Source organism: Chryseobacterium arachidis, from assembly GCF_900129245.1.
Classification (GTDB): Bacteria; Bacteroidota; Bacteroidia; order Flavobacteriales; family Weeksellaceae; genus Chryseobacterium; species Chryseobacterium arachidis.
Window position 1 is genome coordinate 107,509 of sequence record NZ_FQUT01000007.1, and the last position, 21,076, is coordinate 128,584.

At 35.4% G+C, this 21,076-nt stretch carries 17 protein-coding genes; 12 read left to right on the top strand and 5 right to left on the bottom strand.

Features of this window, described 5'->3' with window-relative positions:
• Positions 1-25: 25 nt before the first annotated feature.
• The 4 genes from BUA89_RS13705 to BUA89_RS13720 all read left to right on the top strand — a co-directional run bounded on the left by BUA89_RS13705 (position 26) and on the right by BUA89_RS13720 (position 4,708).
• The gene (locus tag BUA89_RS13705; RefSeq protein ID WP_143152343.1) at positions 26-2,725 is read left to right on the top strand and encodes a WG repeat-containing protein; all 2,700 of its coding nucleotides are present in this window, start codon (positions 26-28) and stop codon (positions 2,723-2,725) included.
• A gap of 343 nt (positions 2,726-3,068) precedes the next feature.
• A complete protein-coding gene (locus BUA89_RS13710) occupies positions 3,069-3,608 on the top strand; it encodes a hypothetical protein (RefSeq protein ID WP_143152344.1) in 540 nt (179 codons plus the stop codon).
• Position 3,609: 1 nt separating this feature from the next.
• Positions 3,610-3,954, top strand: coding sequence for a hypothetical protein (locus tag BUA89_RS13715; RefSeq protein ID WP_072958924.1), 345 nt, complete (start codon positions 3,610-3,612; stop codon positions 3,952-3,954).
• A gap of 148 nt (positions 3,955-4,102) precedes the next feature.
• A complete protein-coding gene (locus BUA89_RS13720; protein WP_072958927.1) occupies positions 4,103-4,708 on the top strand; it encodes an RNA-binding protein in 606 nt (201 codons plus the stop codon).
• Positions 4,709-4,764: 56 nt separating this feature from the next.
• On the opposite strand, the gene BUA89_RS13725 is transcribed toward BUA89_RS13720, so the two are convergent.
• From BUA89_RS13725 to BUA89_RS13745, 5 genes are all read right to left on the bottom strand, one after another.
• Positions 4,765-5,691, bottom strand: a complete 927-nt coding sequence (locus BUA89_RS13725) for a malate dehydrogenase (protein WP_072958930.1) — start codon at positions 5,689-5,691, stop codon at positions 4,765-4,767.
• A 165-nt stretch (positions 5,692-5,856) separates the two neighbouring features.
• Complete coding sequence (locus BUA89_RS13730; protein ID WP_072958933.1) at positions 5,857-6,408, bottom strand: biliverdin-producing heme oxygenase; 552 nt, start codon at positions 6,406-6,408, stop codon at positions 5,857-5,859.
• A 28-nt stretch (positions 6,409-6,436) separates the two neighbouring features.
• The gene (locus tag BUA89_RS13735) at positions 6,437-8,629 is read right to left on the bottom strand and encodes an ATP-binding protein (protein ID WP_072958936.1); all 2,193 of its coding nucleotides are present in this window, start codon (positions 8,627-8,629) and stop codon (positions 6,437-6,439) included.
• Positions 8,630-8,803: 174 nt separating this feature from the next.
• Complete coding sequence (locus BUA89_RS13740; protein WP_072958939.1) at positions 8,804-9,574, bottom strand: cyclase family protein; 771 nt, start codon at positions 9,572-9,574, stop codon at positions 8,804-8,806.
• Positions 9,575-9,586: 12 nt separating this feature from the next.
• A complete protein-coding gene (locus BUA89_RS13745) occupies positions 9,587-10,600 on the bottom strand; it encodes a nucleoid-associated protein (RefSeq protein WP_072958942.1) in 1,014 nt (337 codons plus the stop codon).
• A 287-nt stretch (positions 10,601-10,887) separates the two neighbouring features.
• Between BUA89_RS13745 and BUA89_RS23175 the strand changes: the two genes are divergently transcribed.
• From BUA89_RS23175 to BUA89_RS13775, 8 genes are all read left to right on the top strand, one after another.
• Positions 10,888-11,034, top strand: coding sequence for a hypothetical protein (locus tag BUA89_RS23175; RefSeq protein WP_178362461.1), 147 nt, complete (start codon positions 10,888-10,890; stop codon positions 11,032-11,034).
• A gap of 16 nt (positions 11,035-11,050) precedes the next feature.
• A complete protein-coding gene (locus tag BUA89_RS13750; RefSeq protein WP_072959160.1) occupies positions 11,051-11,404 on the top strand; it encodes a DUF7674 family protein in 354 nt (117 codons plus the stop codon).
• A 79-nt stretch (positions 11,405-11,483) separates the two neighbouring features.
• A complete protein-coding gene (locus BUA89_RS23415) occupies positions 11,484-11,615 on the top strand; it encodes a hypothetical protein (protein WP_262487546.1) in 132 nt (43 codons plus the stop codon).
• Positions 11,616-11,666: 51 nt separating this feature from the next.
• Entirely contained in the window at positions 11,667-12,062 is a 396-nt protein-coding gene (locus tag BUA89_RS13755) for a DUF7674 family protein (RefSeq protein ID WP_072958945.1), read from the top strand.
• A 167-nt stretch (positions 12,063-12,229) separates the two neighbouring features.
• Positions 12,230-13,633: a glycoside hydrolase family 28 protein gene (locus BUA89_RS13760; RefSeq protein ID WP_143152345.1), complete on the top strand. Its 1,404-nt coding sequence runs from the start codon at positions 12,230-12,232 to the stop codon at positions 13,631-13,633.
• Between the two features lie 237 nt (positions 13,634-13,870).
• A complete protein-coding gene (locus BUA89_RS13765) occupies positions 13,871-17,434 on the top strand; it encodes a DUF4450 domain-containing protein (protein ID WP_072958951.1) in 3,564 nt (1,187 codons plus the stop codon).
• Positions 17,435-17,564: 130 nt separating this feature from the next.
• Positions 17,565-19,700: a hypothetical protein gene (locus tag BUA89_RS13770; RefSeq protein WP_072958953.1), complete on the top strand. Its 2,136-nt coding sequence runs from the start codon at positions 17,565-17,567 to the stop codon at positions 19,698-19,700.
• A 326-nt stretch (positions 19,701-20,026) separates the two neighbouring features.
• Positions 20,027-21,073, top strand: a complete 1,047-nt coding sequence (locus BUA89_RS13775; protein WP_072958956.1) for a GntR family transcriptional regulator — start codon at positions 20,027-20,029, stop codon at positions 21,071-21,073.
• The last annotated feature ends 3 nt before the right edge of the window (positions 21,074-21,076 follow it).

Sequence of the window (21,076 nt, forward strand, 5' to 3'; positions counted from 1 at the left end):
TTCGTTTTTAATAAAAAATATTGTGGTGAAAAAAAATCTATTTTTATTAATTATATTCTTCCATCAGTTTTTGTGCGCTCAGAATATTGATTCGTTGAAAAAACAATCACTCAAATATTACGAAATCGGCGATATACGAAATGCTCTATGTTTTTTGGAAAACTATCCTGACGACGAAAAAACAAAAAGTGACATTTGGCAATATAAAACCCATCTGAAAAGTATTCTTGCTTATGATTTTACCCAAAAAGCAATTCTTAATCTTGATCACTGCATAGAAAGAGTAACCTTTGAGAAAGGTATAATTTCCACAATGGGAATTTACAGTGCTAATGAAAAAAGGTATATTATCCCTCCTATTTATGATAAAGTTGGTGCCTTAAGTCTTAAAAAAGATCTTATCCTGCTGAGAAAAAACGGAAAATCGGGGATTGCAGATATCAATGGAAAAATTCTTCTCCCTTTAGCATACCACAACATCGGGCAGCATATGAGAGATTTTATCGGTGTGATAGGTTTAGATTTCAGGCACAGCCTTTATGATATTGATCTTAATTTATTGCTTAAAGATTATTTTGAATTCGTAGATTTAGACCATTCCGACAACTATTTTTTAGCCTATAAAACCAAAAGTGACGTTCGCCTTATTGAGAAAAAAACAATGAAAGTGCTTGCTCAGGGCAGTTCCATAGAGGCTGCTTTGCTCAGCAATTTTGAGGCGAGCCTTCAGGAAATATTTTTCAACAGAAGAGCATTCAATAAATTGAATATTCAACTTATTAAAGTTAAAAATAATTCCTCCGTAAAACTTTATGCGCTATCTAATGAATCTGGTTTACAATATATTAATGAATTCGAAGAAGTTTATTTCGAGAACGGAAACATTGATAAGATCATTAATAATTATGAATCTGCTAAAAATCCTTTAAGCCAATACAAAGAATCAAAACATTATATTCCTTTTAAAAGAAACGGAAAAATCGGCATCTATTGTGTTGATGACAACAGCATTTATAAGGAACCAATCTTAGAAGATATTGACGAATTCGGGAACGGAATCGCAAACGGAAAAAAAATAAATATTCTATTCGATTATCCTGTTTCCCTTTTTAACTATGGTTCTACAATTGTACGAAATAATACTTTGATGTTCGAAAAAGAGGGAAAAATAGGCTTAATGAATTACAAAGCCCAACCCATCCTCGATGCCGAATATGATGAATTTTACAATTGGAATGGAAATAATGTTGATGACAAAAGAAACCTGCTGTTTCTAAGAAACGGCTATTCATGGGGATTTCTTAACCTTAATGACAGGCTTATACAAAAGGCTGTTTACGATTTAATTCCGATGGGTGCGTATGAGGGAGATGTTTATTACACTTATAAAGACCAACAGTATTTTAAACGAAATATTTTTGCGACAGATTCTATGGAAGTCTATAAGCAGGCGGAAAACTTCATTCAGGATGACAGAAAGAATTTTTACCAGGCTAATAAAGATACCGAAAAGAAAACTGAAATTAAAAAGAAGAAAACCGTCACAAGTTTTTTCAAAGATCTTGATATTAATATCATGGAATACGGAAGCAGATCAACCTATGCTCTCAAAAAATCACCTGCATACCCTTTAGAACTCTACAAATTTACAAAAACAGACGATAAATACGGAATGAAAATAAGCTATGAATCCAATGGCAAGGAAAACATCAAAGCTTCTTATCCTGCACTTTTTGACTCCATAAAATACTTAAAGGGAAATTATTTTCAAGCTACTTTAAATGGGAAAATGGGTTTGATTGATGAGAACTACCAATGCATTCTGAACTATGAATATGAAGATATTAAGGCTTATTATTTTGATTTTGTGGATGATCCTATTTTCAGAGTAAAAAAAGGCGGTAAGTATGGTTTGATGAATAAGAATTTCAACTACATTCTGCCTGCGGAGTATGAAGATATACAGGTTTACGACAACCAAACTTTAAGCGCAACACAGAATGGAAAGAATTATTACCTGCTAATCCAGAGCTTTACTTCTCCCAATTTATTCAATATATTTGAGCATACAGAAAGAAAGTATGCCCTTAAACAATATCATCCAAAACTAGGCATTAATATTTTCAGTTACGTAGAAAATGGGAAAACGGGATTGGTAGATTATCATGAAAAAGAATTGCTGGCTCCAGTTTATGAAGATGCCCTTTTTGTGACGACTTCCAATAATAAACACTACTCTATCGTAAAAAATAATAATCAGTATTATTTCTCTGATCAGGACGGAAAAATTCTTGTATCTGAACCAATCTCGATTGATAAACGATTTTTATATCCGGAATTATTCAATGTATATTATCCGTCCGGAATTTTTGAAAAAGCTGTTATTTTAAAATCAGCCAAGACCCAAAAGATGGGGTTATACGATTTTGAACTTGGTAAAATGATCATTCCTTTCAAATATGATGATCTTGAAAAAACCAACTCCCGAAGCTATAAAAATGAATTTGCCAGCGCAACGATCTATGAAGGAAAAGACGAAGATGAAAGAAGAGATTACATCGGTACTATTCTGGATATTCGTTCAGGGAAAACTATTTTCGGTCCGACAAAAGGGAGGATTAATTTCGCCAACGACATTTATTTCAGTGTAAATGGAGGAATTTATACTATGGATGGTAAAATAGTTGCAGGACAATCTGACCCCGGAGTTAAGGAGTATTATTAATTACAAAACTCTACAAAAAGTCGCAAAAACACCTGTAATCATTTTAAAACCAGCTGAATCCCCGTTTGATAACTCCCTCCAACCACCTCTACAACCGTCAGCAAACCCTTCATAAACGGTCTGCAGCCCGTTTGATAAGTACATGCAGCCCCTTGAAGAGAGGGATTTACCCTCCGGAAAAAAAGGGGGGGGGGATTAAGACTTCAGAAGAGGCCATCACTGCTTGAAAAACGGAAAAATATTCGAAAATGTTGTTAAGATTGAATAGAGGTTTCAATTACGGTTTACCGTAATGATAAAGCTACAGGTTTCTTTAGCTTTGGAATATTACAAACTATTCATCATGAACATAAAACTTTCTCTTATTTCCTGTGCAGCTTTTGCAATTTTTTTGAGTTGCAGTAATGGTAACGATAAAAAAGAAGAATCTATAAAAAATACAGACATTGACAGCATTACAATTCTGGATTTAGAAGAAACAAACCGTACTATTGAATCTCCAACAGATTCAGAACCCGCCTATAATAATAGTATTATTAAATTGATTGACAGTAAGCAAGAAATAAGGGAGCTTGATGGAAATTTTAACCAAATGACTCTTTTTGAGGTTGATAAGGGTATTAATTTAGATCAGTTAAAAGAATATTGCTCAACAGTAAAACCAAATTATTCTAATGGATATTTCCAAATTTTAGTTTTCTTTAAACAGCCAGGTAGCGCAAGATTTCCCAATAATCCACTTACCGGATTATTTAAGGAAGAAAGTGATTTGAAAAATATAAAAGCTGTTTATACAATTAATAATATCAACGGATATAGTAAACTTGATTATTACGAAAAAAATGAGTGGGAAAGTTTAGCACAAACAATTAACATCAATTGATATGAAAAAAATTGTATACTTAATTCCTTTAATACTGTTTTCAATTTCGTGCAGTCAAAAAAATGATCCAGAATTGGAGTGGATGAAAAATGGAACATTACATAAAAAAACAATTACAGAGTGGAAAACTGCATCAGACGAAAATAAACTTGCTACGTGCGCAGATTTTATGGCTAATATAAAGGACGCAGATCATCAAAAATATACATCGCTCAATGAAATGAAAGTTGATGCAATTAATTTAAAAGCATGCATTGATGAAGGAACGCACAATAATAATTATGCTGACAATATGCAAATATCAGAGATAGCGGCATTATGTTATATATTAATGAAATCTCAATAATATTGATCATGATAGTACTACTTGAACAAGCTCGCACACCAACGTGGGCAACAGCTTTATTTACAGTAATTGCAATGATAATTATTTTAATAATTAAAAATGCTTTAAGAAAAAAATAAAACAATTATTAAATCCAAAAACTAAGAATATGACCATTAAGAAATTTTTCGCAATCATCGCTTTATACGCATTATTTAATTGTACTGATAATAAAAAATCAATTCCAACCACAAATAAAAATATAATTAATACAGATCGTTTACAACAGACCGAACCCAAACCAATAGATGCTAAATCTGAAGTTCAGACAAATCTTGAACAATTAAAAACAGAAGCATCCAGATTAAGTGGAGGAGGCTCAATTAAAACAGTTGAATTAGAAAATGGAAAAGCTGTCATTACTTATGTTAAAAGTTACAAAGAATATAAAGATCTAAATCCTCAGTCTGGCTTGACGAAAAATGATTTAAAATCATATTGGTCAACTGGTAATGCTATTCAAAAAATGCTTGTTGGTAGTCCTGCAAGATTAATGAAAAAACTTGACTTTATTAATGAAGTAAAAATAATATTACCATTCGAAAATAAGGTTTATCAAATTGATATTACGAAATCTGAATTAGAAAAATTTGTCGGTAAAAGTATATCAGAAATTGAAAATGATTGGGTAAAAAGTTTTGCTGATCCTTATATTTATGATAAAAAAGGACGAGAAAAATTCTTAAAACAATTCGGAACAATAAAAAATAATTAAAACTAAAAAATCCGCGCCCTTCGGGCGCGGATTTCATTTATATAAAGTTTAAAATATTAAAACTTCAAATCTCCATTTACCTCTCTCACTGCATTAGCAGCTTCAGCAAATTTCAATTGCTCTTCAGCAGTAAGCGTTACGTTTACGATTTTCTCTACACCGTTTTTCCCGATAATTGCAGGAACACCAAGGCAGATATCGTTTTGTCCGTACTCACCTTCAAGCATTAATGAACAAGGGATCATTTTCTTTTGGTCGCAAGCAATCGCCTGAACCATTACAGAAACAGCTGCACCTGGAGCATACCAAGCAGAAGTTCCTAATAATTTTGTAAGTGTTGCACCACCTACTTTAGTTTCTTCGATTACATATTTTTGTTGCTCAGCATCTAAGAATTCAGTTACAGGAACCCCGTTTCTTGTCGCTTTGCTCAATAGAGGAAGCATCCCGGTATCACTGTGAGCAGCGATTACCATACCGTCTACGTCAGAAATTGGAGCTTCTAAAGCTTCAGCCAATCTGTACTTGAATCTTGCAGAATCCAAAGCACCACCCATTCCGATGATTTTATGCTTAGGAAGACCTGACGTTTTGTGTACAAGGTAAGCCATAGTATCCATTGGGTTAGAAACCACGATGATGATTACTTCTGGAGAGTTTTTTACTAAGTTTTCAGTAACTTCTTTTACGATTCCAGCGTTGATACCGATTAATTCCTCTCTTGTCATTCCAGGTTTTCTAGGAATTCCTGAAGTGATAACAGCAACGTGAGAACCTGCAGTTTTGCTATAATCTCCTGTTGTTCCGGTAATTTTTGTATCGAATCCGTTAAGAGATGCAGTTTGCATCAAATCCATCGCCTTACCTTCTGCGAAACCTTCTTTAATGTCTACTAAAACCACTTCTGAACAGAAGTTTTTCATAGCGATGTACTCTGCACAGCTTGCCCCTACAGCGCCTGCACCTACTACAGTTACTTTCATAATGTATACTTTTTTATTGTTTATTTTAATTTGTCGTGATGATCCCTTGCGGTTTCACTTTGATTTATTTTTAAAATGAATGAGTTCAAAATTGAAAACTCCCAAATTTAAGAATTCCTGAAAAATTGAGCAATCTTTCAGGAATTTAATTGTATATGATATAAATTAGTTTACGTTTAATAAGAACGTGTAAAGTTTCTTAGCACCGGATAAAACCTCATCGTAGCTTTCTTCTTTTACTTCTGTGTCCAATACCTCCTTAAAGTTTTTCCACATCGACCCTGTATTTTCCTGATAGCATCCGAAGAAATTAAATGTTACCTCACCAAAACCCTCTGTTTTAGACAGCTGCTTGGCAATTACATTTCCTCCCAAAGTAGAACCTTCGATCACATACATTGCGCCCAACGCTTCGTTTTCATTAGCGAACTCAATATAGTGGGAAGCCGTTCTGTTTTTCAGAGAAAGGCTTTCAAGGTCTTTTTCAATTAGAGGAAGCTTTTTTCTTTCGCTCAGCTGAAGTTTTTCAGAAAACTTATCCGAAAGGCTATTGAAGATTTTATCTTCAGAGTGAAGAAGCATCAGGTAATTGGTACCAATGATTTTTTTATAATCTTCTAAAGTAAAAGTCTTGTTGAAAATTTTTTCAGAATTAAATAGTTTTTCAGCTGCATCGTGAAATTCTGAAGTGTTTTGTTTAAGATATTCGGATACCATGAATAAGTTTTAAAAAAGTTTCCCAAATTTAAGGTTTTTTGAACGTTAATATGAAAGATGTTCCTTCTTTATTGCTTTCATAATCAACATTCCCCCCGATTCTTTTCATAATTCTGTATACGATGGACAGTCCTACTCCATTTCCTTTAAATTTCTTTGCATTATCCATCCTGTTGAAAATCTTAAACATTTTGTGTTTGTTTTCTTCCGGAATTCCGATTCCGTTGTCTGAAATTCTGTAGATAATCATGTCTCCGTCTTCCGTTCCTTCGATTTCCACTTTGGGAGTTTCCTGCTGAGATGAATATTTTATAGCATTATTGATGATATTTAAAAAGACCTGATGAAGCAATGTTTTATCGGCCAGAACATTCGGACATTCCTTAATAATGATTTCACTCTTCGGGCTGTCGAAGGTAATTTTAGCATTTTCAGATATTTTTTCAATCGTACGGACGGTTGATAAATTTTCCAGCTGGATTTCGCTGTGTTTTGCCCGGCTAAGCTGCAGCACATCGTGCATCATTTCCGCCATATTGTCGATCTCCTCGATAATGGAATTGATCTTGTTCTTGCTTTTCTCAGAACCATCTGTCAGGCTTTTCAGTAGCATCTGCGCATTCAGCTTCATCACCGTTAGAGGCGTTCCCAAGTCGTGAGAAATAGTATATGAAAAACTGTCGAGCTCTTCGTTTACCTTTTTAAGCTCATCATTAAGCCTTTTAATGGTATTATAATTTTTATGCGAAGTTTCAAGAATTAAATCCCGTACAGCCTGCAAAGCCGCAATATTTCTGGAATTCCATCTTCTTGAATTTCCTTTGATATTTTCGGTAAACGTATGGAAAGAAGTTCTTGGAGAAACCATTTGTTTTTCCTCTCCGTTTTCTTTTACTACGCTGATCTGCTTTTCAGGATTTCCTGCCCAGTTGATGTGTTCGTCGAATTCTTTACGGAACCAGATCAAAACATTTTTCTTGCTTCTTTCCACAAAATAAATGGCAATTCCGGCAGCATTTTCATCTAAATCCAATTCTTTACCGTGATCTTTCAGAAAGCTTCGGCTTACGTAGATATTCTCTTCCGTATTTTCGTGCGCCCACTGAGAAATTCTTTCAATCGTTTTATAATCCGGTGTATTTCCTTCTGTTATAATATGATCGTCTGCCATAATGGCTAAACCATCTGCTTCGGGAAGTTTTTTTATTTCAGCTTTATTTTCAATTAAAGAATCGAATAAACTGTTATGTTTTAAGAATTCTGTTTTTAACTGTGAAGATTTATCGTTTAATTCCAAACGGTAATTCAGCTCATTTTTAGACCTGAATGAGGAATACGCATTGGAGGCCAGCGCCGTGAAAATCCCCGCCTGCACTCTGTCTTCAAGGTCAATATGTTTAGGATCAGGGTTCTGGCAGGTTACCAATCCCCAAAGGTGATCATCAATAATAATCGAAATACTGAAGCTTGAAGAAGCATTCGAGTTTTTAATATATTGCCCATGAATAGGCGACATTCCGCGAGATGCAGAATAGGTAAGATCGATCGTTTCCTGAGATTTGCTTAAAAGAGGAACCGTTTCAGCATGCACATTACTAAAAATTCTTTTTCTCTTCTTCAGATACAGCTCTCTCGCCTGCCTTGGGATATCACTTTCAGGATAATGAAGACCAAGATAGCTTTCCATGTTTTCGTTTCTCCTTTCCGCAATTACTTTTCCGGAGCCGTCCATCATAAATTTATAAACCATCATTCGGTCATAATTAATAATGCTGGAAAGCGTGTTTAAAAGCTGCTCCCAAATCTCCTGAGCATCATCAATGATGTAAAAATTGTCGTATTTATTGGAAATTTTTTTGTTAGGATTTTCTAAAACGGCTTCAAATTCAAGAAAAATATTGGTTTTACTTTTGAAAACGGAAAAATGGTATCCTTTTCCGCCGATAACGATCTTATCAAAATACGTCTCGTTTTCCCTTTTAGTAAACTGAGATAAGGAATTATAAATATCCGACTCTATAATACTTTTAAAACTTTCCGGAAAATCAGCAATTTTCTTATCGAAAAGCTCATCTGTGTTTTCGATAGTAAAAATATCCCTGATATTCTTGCTGAAAAAAGTAATGGAATGAGACTCAACATCAATGCCAATCAGATAGCCAAAACTTTGTATGTAGCCCGGAATATGGATAGGCTCTTCATGACACTCTACAAAATTCATATATTATTTTGATCTATCAAAGGTAACGTTTTTTTTATAGGTATCATATTTTTTCTATGCAAACACATACCACAAAAAAATATTAGAGCCCTGCCTGAAAATAAAAAATTAAGGATTACAGAAAAATGTAATGATATTTCCCTATAATCCTGAAATTCAATATGTAAATTGAGATTACTCAATAATGGCAACCACTCTTGCCGGCGCTGCGGATCCTCCAACGATTTTCAACGGGAAAACGCAGATCTTAAACCCTGAAGGAGGCAGAGCCTTTAGATTGGTAAGCTGTTCCATATGAAGATATTCTTTGTTAATCCCCACTCTATGTCCTTCCCAGAAATATTCGGGGTCGTTGAGTTCTTTTGCTTTTTTGGCCATAAATTTCAACGGAAGATCCCAACCCCACTGGTCGATTCCCATTACTTTCACCCCTTGATCGATCAGCCATTCAGTCGCTTCACGGCTCATTCCCGTTCCTTTATTAGGAAAATCGGGGGTTCCCATTAATTGGTCGCGGTCGGTCCTTATCAAAACAATATTTCCCTGCTGTATGGTGATTCCGTTTTTATCTAAATCCCTTTTTAAATCATCAACGGTAATGGCTACAAAATCTTCTTTATGGGTACAGTCGATCACAATACCTTCACCATAACACCATTCCAGCGGGATCTGATCGATGGTTTTCGCAGGCTTTCCTTCGACTACAGGACCGTAATGCCAAGGGGCATCGATATGTGTGGTTGAATGAAGTCCCATACTCTGGATCTTGTCATCTGCCCAGCCCACCCAATTCTTTGGAAATAATTTAGCAGGTAGCCCCAATGCGAGACGAATCAGCCAATGTGCCTTCTTGTGGGATTTATGCTTAATTTTCACCTTCATAAACCACGGATCTCCTGCATTGTACTGAATAGGTTTCGAAAGATCAATTATTTTAGTCTCCATAAATCATGTAAATTAAACTTCTTTATCGAAATAGAGCATATAATATTTTCCTTTCTCATCCTCTCCCTGAGCCAATTTCTGACGGTCTCCGTGGATGTAGATATGGAAATTTTTATCTAGCTTAATGATACTTTTAAAATGTCTCTGCGTTTTTTTCACGGCAGCCTCACTGATCGGAAATTCTTCTGCAATGTTGATCTGCATATCCTGTTCGTAATCCGTCTTAAAATTGTTAAAACTTTCGATCACATGCTCGTCGCCCAAGACTTCAGTGGCAAATTCATCCAGCTTAAATTCTTCTTTTTCTTTAAAGAAATTAATCGATTTATTTAAAAAGTCTGCCTGATCTGCTTTGGAAACTTCAAATTCCTGAGGCAATTGTTTCGTAATATAATCTTTATACACCATTAATGATTCCTGTGTATGAAAATATTCATCGTCACGCTGCTTTACCTTTAAGAAATCCTCAAACCAATAATACATATCTCCGTTTTTGTTGTTGTCAACCACGGAAAGCACATATCCTGTTTCTTTATCGTTGTTATAAATCAAAGCCGCTTTATCAATTTTTGACAAACCGATTCCCTGGTCTTTTTCAATTTCAAAGCTTTCTTCCTGAGGGGCAATTTTAAGGAAGGATTCTCTTTTTTCTGTTTTAAAAATCCCGATTTTATCTACTCTTTCTGTACCTTCTCTTTCGTCTTCAAAATAAACAATGAACAATTCCCCACCCTGAACCCTTGGATTTTCGGCAGCTTCAAAAAGATGTTTGGCAATATTTTCAGCTTCCCACAGGAATTTGGCTTTATCATCAAACATTTCGGACACAGAACTGTAAACAGGATTGTTTACCAGGTAAGAATCACTATAAAAATGGAACGTTTCCTCGGATTTGAAAGAGCCTAAAAAATAATTTTCAAGCAACTCCGCCATTCCTTCTTCCAGCTGCAACTCTTCCTGAGAAAGTATTAAAGATTCTCCGTTGATTTTATTTCCGACTCTGTGTACTACTATTTTTGAAAACATCTTTTAAAATATTTGGACTGCAAAGATATTTAAACTTGTGCAAACTTTTATTTACTAACACCAAAAGAAGTAAAGATTTTGGTGACTATCATCTTACCCTTTTTTCAAAATTTTTCAATCCTTCATCCCAAGCATTTCATTCTGGTAAAAAGCCTATCGTTTTGACATGCTTTTTTTGATTAAAAACCTTCTTAAAATCAAAATATATAATTCATTATCAAACACTTACATAAATAAATTTTTCATAGGAATACAATTTGGCATTATGATTCTAAAAACATACGAATATGGATTTAAAAACATTAAACAGAATTGATAAACTCAGAAGATTAAAAAGCAGAGGGCCTGAAACCCCAAAATGGCTGAAATCTTACCGGATGCTGATATTGGCTTTTGTAGCCATGCTGGTTTGGATCTTCTTTGAGAAAATATAACGTAATAAAAATCACGATGAATTATTTAGAAGCCGCCCGGGAAATTACTGTTATAATTCCCGACCTTAAAGATGAATGGAAAAATGATACTGCAAACTCTTATGCTATCATTCAGACCTTTACTGATACTATTAAAAAAATGATCAGGCAAAATGACAGTAACTTATTGTTTAAATGTCTCAAAAAGATGGATGAATTCTATAGAAACGGAGACGTAATATTAAAAAATGCCATAGAAAATACTTTTATCTATTCCCTTGACAATTCTACTGCTTTTTGTAGTGAAGAATACCGGAAAATGATTTTCAGCCACATTTCTAAGGAACTGCAAACTGTTTATTCAAGACAGATTTACAGTCATGGCACATAGCTTTATTACATTTTTCATGACTTTTATTACAAAAGGCAAAAAATCATAAAAATAAAAACATATTCAAAATCAACAATTTATGAAATCCAAAATAAGAAAAATTTCAGACTGGAAAACCTTTAAAACTACCACCAACAGACACAACTTGGAGATTCTCGCAACTCACATTGCCGTGATTATCGGTGTATTTATTTTTGCTGCCTGCCTCTAAACTTTGGTACAGTTTTCGCCGCAATTAGAAAAATTCTGAAAAATATTAATTATGATGAATGTACAGATGAAAACTATTAATCAAAAAATAGCGATTGAGTATTTAAAATTTTTCTACCCGCCACTTCGAAACGAAATCACACAATTATCCGTACAGGATAACTTTGCAGGAATTATGCAGGCCACTGTAAATTATCTGAAAAGACTTCTACAGGAATCCAAAGTAAACATTATCGCCCATCACATTAAACTGATGGATATGATCTACAAAAACGGAGATTCTTATGTGAAAGGAATGATTGAAAATCTGTTTGTAAGATCGTTCGAAAGTTTCAAAAAACATGCTAAGCTTCAGCATTGGAAGCTTCTATATCAGTATATGCCTGTTACTTTTCAGGTGATCTACAATGATCAGCGTAAACAGGACAGGATATTCTTTGGTAAATAAACAATACATTAACTCTGATAACCCCGCCGAAACCAAAGGTTTCGGCGGGGTTATCATTATGTTCCAATTATGTAATGTACATCCCGACAGTGCAGGATAATCAATTCTTATATTTATTTTAGATTGCAGTACATATAAATAATCTGATATTTTTGAATCTGATCCTTATGAAAAAATATATTCCACTCTTGTTCGCATTGGTTTTGTCTGTGGCCCTTTCGGCTCAATACAAACCGTGGACTTCCGCAAAGCAGCCATTAAAAGAAATCAAAGCATTAAAAAAGCAAATCAAAAAGCCTGAATTCAGAAAAGTTGATTACCTGATTACCGATTTCGGTGCGGTTGGAGATGGAAAAACAAAAAATACGGAAGCTTTCAAAAAAGCGATTGAAAAATGTAATGCAGAAGGCGGCGGAAGAGTTGTCGTTCCAAACGGCGTTTTCTTAACGGGAGCAATTTATTTAAAATCGAATGTCAATCTTCATTTAAGTGACGGTTCTACGATTTTATTCAGTCAAGACAGCAACGACTACCCTATCGTTTTCACACGTTGGGAAGGAATGGAATGTATGAATTATTCATCGTTGATTTACGCTTATGAAGAAGAAAACATCGCCGTAACCGGAAAAGGAACTTTAGATGGAAATTCTGACAATGACAATTGGTGGTTCTGGTGCGGTGCTACAAAATATGGTTATAATGAATCTCGTCCGGGAAGACAAAATCCTGCCCGTGCGAAACTTCACGAATATATGGCGCAGAGAAAACCTGCAAGAGAAAGAGTTTTCGGGGATGGATGGTATTTAAGACCGAATTTTGTTCAGCCTTACAAATCTAAAAACTTTTATATGGCAGATGTTTTGGTAAAAAATTCTCCAATGTGGAATTTAAATCCTGTTTTGTGTGAAAATGTGTTGATTGAAAGAGTAAAAGTAATCAGCCACGGACCCAACAACGACGGTTTCGATCCTGAAGCTTGTAAAAATGTATGGATTAAAGATTCTTATTTCGACACTGGAGACGACTGTATCGCCATCAAATCTGGAAGAGACGAAGACGGAAGAGACATCGGAAGACCTGCCGAAAACCACATCATCGAAAACTGCGAAATGAAAGATGGTCACGGCGGAGTCGTTATCGGAAGCGAAATCGCAGGTGGAGCAAAAAACATTTATGCCATCGGAAATGTAATGGACAGTAAAAATCTTGATCGTGCTTTAAGAATCAAAACCAGCTCAAGCCGTGGCGGAGTCATCGAAAACGTATTTTTCTACAACACCAAAGTGGGTGCTTACAAAGAAGCGGCGGTTCGTTTCAATATGCATTATGAAAAGCCTGGAAATCACATTCCGACGATGAGAAATATATGGGTTGAAAATCTAACCGTTGACAAAGGTGGAAAATATGCCGTATTTTCTGATGCTTACGAATCCTCCCCGGTAACCGATTTCACAATGATTAATGCTAAAATGGTGGGCGTTCAGATTCCTTATAAAGTGGATTATATGAAAAATGTGACTTTGAAAAATGTAACTGTTAACGGACAACCTTTAACTGAGTTAAAACCGTAATTCAGATTTTGTATAAATGAACACAAAGAACACAATGTTTTTAAAAATTATATTGTTTAAAAGTCCACAAAGCCGCTTCGCTTATAAAAGCATTATAAGTTTTTCACAAAGAATCTTTTATAAGCGAAGCGGCTTTGTGAGACTAAAATTATTAGATGATTATCAAAACTCTTTGTGAGCTTAGTGTTCAAAAAATCAATGTGACAGAAATGATTACAAAATATTTTAACAATTAAAATGCGCAGGAAAACCATTTTCGCCGGACTCATCATTTTATCGGCACTCTCCCATTCTTTTGCCCAATCCAAGCATTGGCAGAACAAAGAGCGTGAACTGCATTACAAAGAAGACAAAGGCGATTTTTTATTGGCCAACGGAAAATACCGTTTCAATCGAGCTTTGTACGGAGACAACCGTGCATCAAGAGTTGAGGCGGGAGATTTGCCGGAATTTGCGCTCTACCTTCCGGGAATGGGCGGAAATCTTCAGTTCGTGATTCAAAAAGGAATTTCTATTAAAAAACTGATTAATGCAGAAAAGATTGAAACGCGCTATCGTCCCGGCTCTATGCTGTACAATATTAAAGATCCTATTCTTGGATCTGGAAGTTTAAAACTAACCGTTTTAGCACAAACCAAAGAAGAAGGTTTGGTTCTAAAAATGGAAACTGAAAACGTTGATTCTTCAACCAAAATTTATGCAGTTTTCGGTGGGGCAAGCGGAACAACTTTCAGCAGAAACGGCGACATCGGTGCCGATCCGGAGTCCGGATTTTATATGTTGCCTGAATATTGTCTGAATAATCAGTTTCAGCTTAATAAAAATCAATTCCAACTCAATTATTTAAATAAGAAAAAAGAATCTCAAATTGTTAACGGAAGTTTTTCAAATGTGAATTCTTTGCAACAAACCGATGCTCAGACTTTAGAAAAATTGGCTGAGTTTACTCAAAATAAAACAGACAAATCACCGATTGTTTACGCTTCCTATTCTTCACAAAAGCAACCGATTTTTATTCAGATTGCGAAAGGAAAATCAGCTAAAAACTTTTCGGACGAAGACTTAAAAAACATATTTAATGAAGCTGAAAAAGCTCGTTTAATCTTAACGAACAGAATTCAGTTAAAAACTCCGGATGCAGATTTAAATAATTTCGGAGCCAATTTAGCCGTTGCCGCAGACGGAATTTGGGAAAGTCCTACCTTTCTTCACGGTGCAGTGGCGTGGAGAATGCGACTGAATGCGTGGAGAGGAGCTTACACAGCTGATGCGTTGAGTTGGCACGACCGAGCGAAAGAACATTTTGAAAGTTATGCGAATTCACAGGTTTTGAAGCCGGATTCTGCGCCTGTAGAAATGGATACTTTGCTTCATTTGGCGAGAAGTGCGGAGAAAATGGGAACTTCGGTTTTTTCAAGCGGATATATTTCGAGAAATCCGAATGACAATACAAAACCGCATCATTATGATATGAATCTGGTGTTTTTTGACCAGCTATTTTCGCATTTTAATTACACGGGAGACAAAGAATTTCTGAAAAAAATGTGGCCCACGATGGTTCGTCATATGGATTGGGAAAGGCGAAATTTCAAGCGTGGTGATTTGTATGATGCGTATGCGGCGATTTGGGCGAGTGATGCGCTTCAATATTCGGGTGGAAAAGTGACGCATACTTCGGCGTATAATTACAGAGCCAACCGTGAAATGGCGAAGCTGGCAAAAATTATTGGCGAAAATCCGCAGCCTTATGAACAGAAAGCTGATGCGATTTTAAAGGCGATGAAAAGCGAACTTTGGATTAAAAACAAAGGCTATTTTTCTGAATTTAAAGATGCTTTGGGTAATCAAATCGTTCACGACAAACCGGGAATCTGGTCGATTTATCACGTTTCCGATGCGTTTATTTTAAATGAATTTGAGGATTATCAGAATTTACAATACATCAACAATCACACTCCGAAAATCCCGATTAAGGTAAAGGGTGTGGACAATAAAGACTATTTTACATTAGCAACAACCAATTGGCAACCTTACGACTGGTCGATTAACAATGTCGCTTTGGCGGAAAATTTACAGACCGCTTTGGCGTATTGGCAGGCCGGAAGAAATGAGGATGCGTACCAACTTTGGAAAGGAAATCTGGTTGAATCGATGTATTACGGCATCAGTCCGGGAAATTTTGAGCAACTGTCTCATTATGATGCATTTCGTGGAGAATTGTACAGAGATTTCGCCGATCCGATTGGTGTGGCTTCAAGAACTTTAACGGAAGGACTTTTTGGAGTTTATCCGAATTTGTTGGAAAATAAAATCAATATCAAACCTGGCTTCCCAAAAGATTGGAATTCTGCCGAGTTGAAACTTCCGGATTGGGATTATCAGTTTAAAAGTAGTTCGAAAAAAACGGAATATTTATTTACATCGAAATATCAGAATCCTGTGTCGTTGGAAATGCAGATTCCGGTAAATTATTCCAATATCAAATCGGTACAAGTGAATGGTAAAAATGTGAATTGGAAAGTTAAACCTAATTCTATTTTACAACCGATTATTCAGTTTGAAACGCCGAAAGGAAAAGATTTTAAAATTGAAATCAATTATTCCGGAGAAGAATTGAAAAACGAACAGACTGATTTCATCAATTATATTTCTGAAAGTCTTCAATTAAATTTTGATTCAAAAAAGAAAATTAAAGATATTCTTGACCCTCAGCAATTAATTAAAAACCGAAATGGAAATCAATTTAGTTTAATTCAGGAAGAAAGAAAAGGAACTTTTTTTGTGCAAGTTGAACAAAATGGAACGACTTGGTGGCAACCTGTGAATGTAGATATCCGTTTTCCTTTAGAGACAAAATGGGTTAATAAAAAACTGCAAATTCAGTCAAAATCATCCAATCCAATTAACGGAAAACTAACTGTTAATAGTTTAAATAAAACATTCAGCATTCAGAAAAATCAAGATACATCGATTGAAATTCCTGCAAATTATTTAAGCAAAGGAACAAATTCTATCGAGCTTGAATATAATGGAATCAAACAAAATATTGAAATCACAGATTGGGAAATCGAAAACCAAGGTCAGTTCAACAACATTTCTTTAGCATCAAAATACAATGAAAAAGTAACGGAGATTTTCAACCAAAAATACCTTTCACCAAGATTGAAAGTTCCTACTCTACAGCTTCCGTGGCAGGGAATCGGAAACTGGTGTTATCCATTAATTACGGCTCAAATTGATGATTCTGGATTGATGAATAAAAGAAAAAATGACAAAGTTGATTTCCTTGGAATTCCTTTTTTAATTGATAAAACGGATAAAAACATTGCCTTTGCAAGTCAGTGGGACAATTATCCGGATTCGATTGAAATTCCCTTGAATGGAAAAGGAAAGAAAATCTATTTTCTGATGGCTGGTTCTACCAATCCGATGCAGTCGCAGATTGTAAATGGAACAATTACGGTTCAATATGTTGACGGTTCAACTTCTGAATTGGAATTGAAAAATCCAGTGAATTGGTGGCCGATTGAGCAGGATTTGTTTGATGATAACTTTGCATTTGAAATTCCTGATGATAAAATTCCGTACAGAGTTCAACTGAAAACGGGAGAATTATATAAAGGCGGAACTTTAAGTCAATATTTGAGCATTAAAGGGTTTACAGACCGTCAGGTTGATGGCGGAGCTGCAACGATTCTTGATTTGCCGATTGACCAAAATAAAGAATTAAAATCAATAAAATTAACGGCAGTGAGCAATGATGTGGTGATTGGAATGATGAGTGCCACGGTTTTGAGATAATTATAAATAAAATATAGTTGACGGTTTGTCATTCCGAGGAACGAGGAATCTATTAGAAAATTGAGATTCTTCACTACACTTCGTTTCGTTCAGAATGACAAACGTAAAAACATAAAATAAAAATTTAAAAATGAAGAAAATTGCAATATATCTGAGTCTTTTCTGTATCGGGTTTTCGTCCCTGAATGCCCAAAAAATCGACCGAAAGAAGGTCGTTCAGAGACATAATGTGGTCAACACCAAAGCCGATACATTATCGACTTTAACGGTTGGAAACGGAAAATTTGCTTACACGGTTGACATCACCGGAATGCAGTCGTTCCCTGAATATTACAAAAACGGAGTTTCTTTGGGAACGCAGTCGGAATGGGGCTGGAACAGTTTTCCGAATACCGAAAATTTCAAATTTGAGGAAACTTTAAAACCTTACGATTTCAATAATGACGGTCGAAAAGCCTTGTACAGTGTTCAAATCAAGGAACCAGAACGCAACAAAAAGGCAGTTGAATATTTCAGAGTCAATCAACATCGTCTGCAACTCGGAAATGTGGGAATTGAACTGATTAAAAAGAACGGTCAGAAAGCGCAGGTTTCAGATTTACAAAACATCAATCAGAAAATTGATTTGTGGACGGGAATTATCACGAGTGAATTTACTTTAGAAGGAACTCTAGTAAAAGTTTGGACAGCTTCTTTCCAAAATTCAGACAAAATCGGGGTAAAAATTGAGTCTGATTTAATCAGTCAAAAAAGATTGAAAGTTTTCGCAAAATATCCTTATCCAAGCGGACAGTTTTTGGATGAAGCAGCTTTTTATGGAAATGAAAATCAGCATTCAACAAAATTGATTTCATCAAATTCAACTCAGGGATTGATTGAGCATAAATTACAGACTGCAGATTATTTTACGCAACTGTATTTCACTGATGGAAAATTAAGCGAGGCTGGAAAACATTATTTTGTATTCGAACCTTCTTCAAAAAGCAAAAATTTAGAATTGACAGTTGAGTTTTCAGAGAAAAATCAGAAAACTTCAAAAAGCTTATTCGCTGACGCTGAAAAAGAAAGTGTTTCAGGATGGAAGAACTTCTGGGAAAGCGGTGCAGCTGTTGATTTTGAAGGAAGCACGGATAAAAGAGCGAACGAATTAGAGCGCAGAATTGTTCTGTCTGAATATTTAACAAAAGTTCAGTGTGGAGGAAGCAATCCGCCGCAGGAAACAGGTTTGACATTCAACAGTTGGTATGGAAAACCACACACCGAAATGCATTGGTGGCACGGTGTTCACTTCGCATTGTGGGGAAGACCGGAAATTTTGGAAAAGCAATTGGATTATTATTTCAGGTCATTTGATAAAGCTAAAAAATTAGCGGAAAGGCAAGGCTACAAAGGCGTTCGATGGATAAAAATGTCCGACAACGAAGGAAATGAAAGCCCGTCTTCCGTAGCCGCATTTTTGATTTGGGAACAACCGCATTTAATTTATATGACTGAACTTTTGTACCGTCACAACAAAGACAAAAAAGTTTTAGAAAAATATAAGGATTTGGTGTACGAAACAGCAGAATTTATGGCTGATTTTGCAACTTACGATAAAGAGAAAAACCGTTATAATCTTGGAAAAGGCGTCATTCCGGCTCAGGAAGTTTTCCCTGCGAAAGATACTTTTAACCCGACTTATGAAGTGGCATATTGGGACTGGGCGTTGAAAGTAGCGCAACAATGGAAAGAAAGATTGGGTGAATCAAGAGATAAAAAATGGGATGATGTGATTAATAAATTAGCTCCGCTTCCTATTCAGGATGGCGTTTATTTATCGACAGAATCGGCGAAAGATTCTTTCACTTTTCCTAAATGGATGACCGACCATCCCGCTGTTTTAGGGGCTTTAGGAATGGTTCCGGAATCTCCGAAACTAGATAAAAAGATTATGAAAAATACGCTGGATATCGTTTGGGAAAGATGGAACTGGGGCCACACCTGGGGTTGGGATTTCCCAATGACAGCGATGACTGCAGCAAGATTGGGACTTCCGAACAAAGCATTGGATGCGCTTTTTATGGATATCCAGACGAATACTTATCTCAAAAACGGGCATAATTTCCAGGATGGAAGATTGAGAATTTATCTTCCCGGAAATGGTGGAATTCTGACGACCGTTGCAATGATGTTGGAAGGTTGGGACAATTCTACAGGACAATATCCAGGTTTCCCGAAAGACGGTTCTTGGAAAATAAAAGCGGAAGGATTCAAAAAGATGCCTTAAAAAAATTCACATTCATAATTACTGGAGTCTGTCCCGAAAGGGGCAGGCTTTTTTTATTTAAATTCGGAATTTTAAGTTTCAGTCTGCTATGCATTTATGACTCAAAAATATACAGATTTTAACTTTAGGGTAAGAAAATGGTGATTTTAAGAACCAAAACTTCAATAAATCATAAAACAACAATCATTTAATAATCAAATATTTAAAGCCAATCTTATCATAAATACATGACGATTATCAGTTATTGTAAATTTTTGTATCTTGTCTTCAACCGTTTAGCAATTTTTAAATGAGTTATTAATTAATAATATCTCCTTCCTGAAGTCATGGCAGAAACTTTTGAAATACATATCAACGAAAACTCCAGAGTTCCCAAATACAAACAGATCGTAGATTCTATTCTTAATGGAATCGACGGTGGAGAAATCAAAATCGGTGAAAAAATCCCATCTATCAATGAGTTGAGTGAATCCTGCTTCCTTTCGAGAGATACGGTGGAAAAAGCCTATAAAGAACTTAGAAAAAGGCAGATCATAGAGTCGGTAAAAGGTAAAGGATATTATATTTCGCGCATCAATAAGAATGACAGCATCAATATTTTCTTCCTGATCAATAAGCCGAGTACGTACAAAATGATGATCTACAATTATTTTGTGAATGCCATTGGTACCAAAGGCAATGTGGAGATGTACATTTACCACTGCGACGAAACACTTTTCATCAATGCTTTGAAGAAAAATATGGGCGGATTTGATTATTATGTGATCATGCCCCATTTCCGAGACGATCAGTCCAAACACACGAGTTCTACGCAGGAAGTTCTGGATATGATCGAAAAAATTCCAAAAAATAAATTGTTGATTTTGGATAATACAAAACCTAATATTTCAGGGGAATACGGTTCTATTTTTCAGGATTTTGAGCATGATATTTACAATGCTTTAAAGGAAGGTTTAGATAAAATCAAAAAGTACGAAAAGATCATCCTGGTTTATCCCGATAAATCGATTCACCCCTATCCTTTCAGAATTGTAAGAGGTTTTGAGCAATTTTGCAGAGATTTCAAGCTGGATTATGAAATTTTGGATGAAATTTACCCCGACATGGAATTGCAGGACAAAGATATTTTCATCACGATTCGTGAGCGTGATTTGGTGAATTTGGTAAAACAAATCAGACAGAAAAATCTTAAACTGGGTGAAGACATCGGCATTATTTCTTACAATGAAACGCCCTTGAAAGAATTGTTAGGAATTACCGTTATCACTACGGATTTCAAAGCGATGGGAGAATCTGCGGCTTATATGATTTTGAAGAATAAAAAAGAGCAGGTGAATAATGTGTTTAAGTTTATTCAGAGAGATTCTTTATAATCT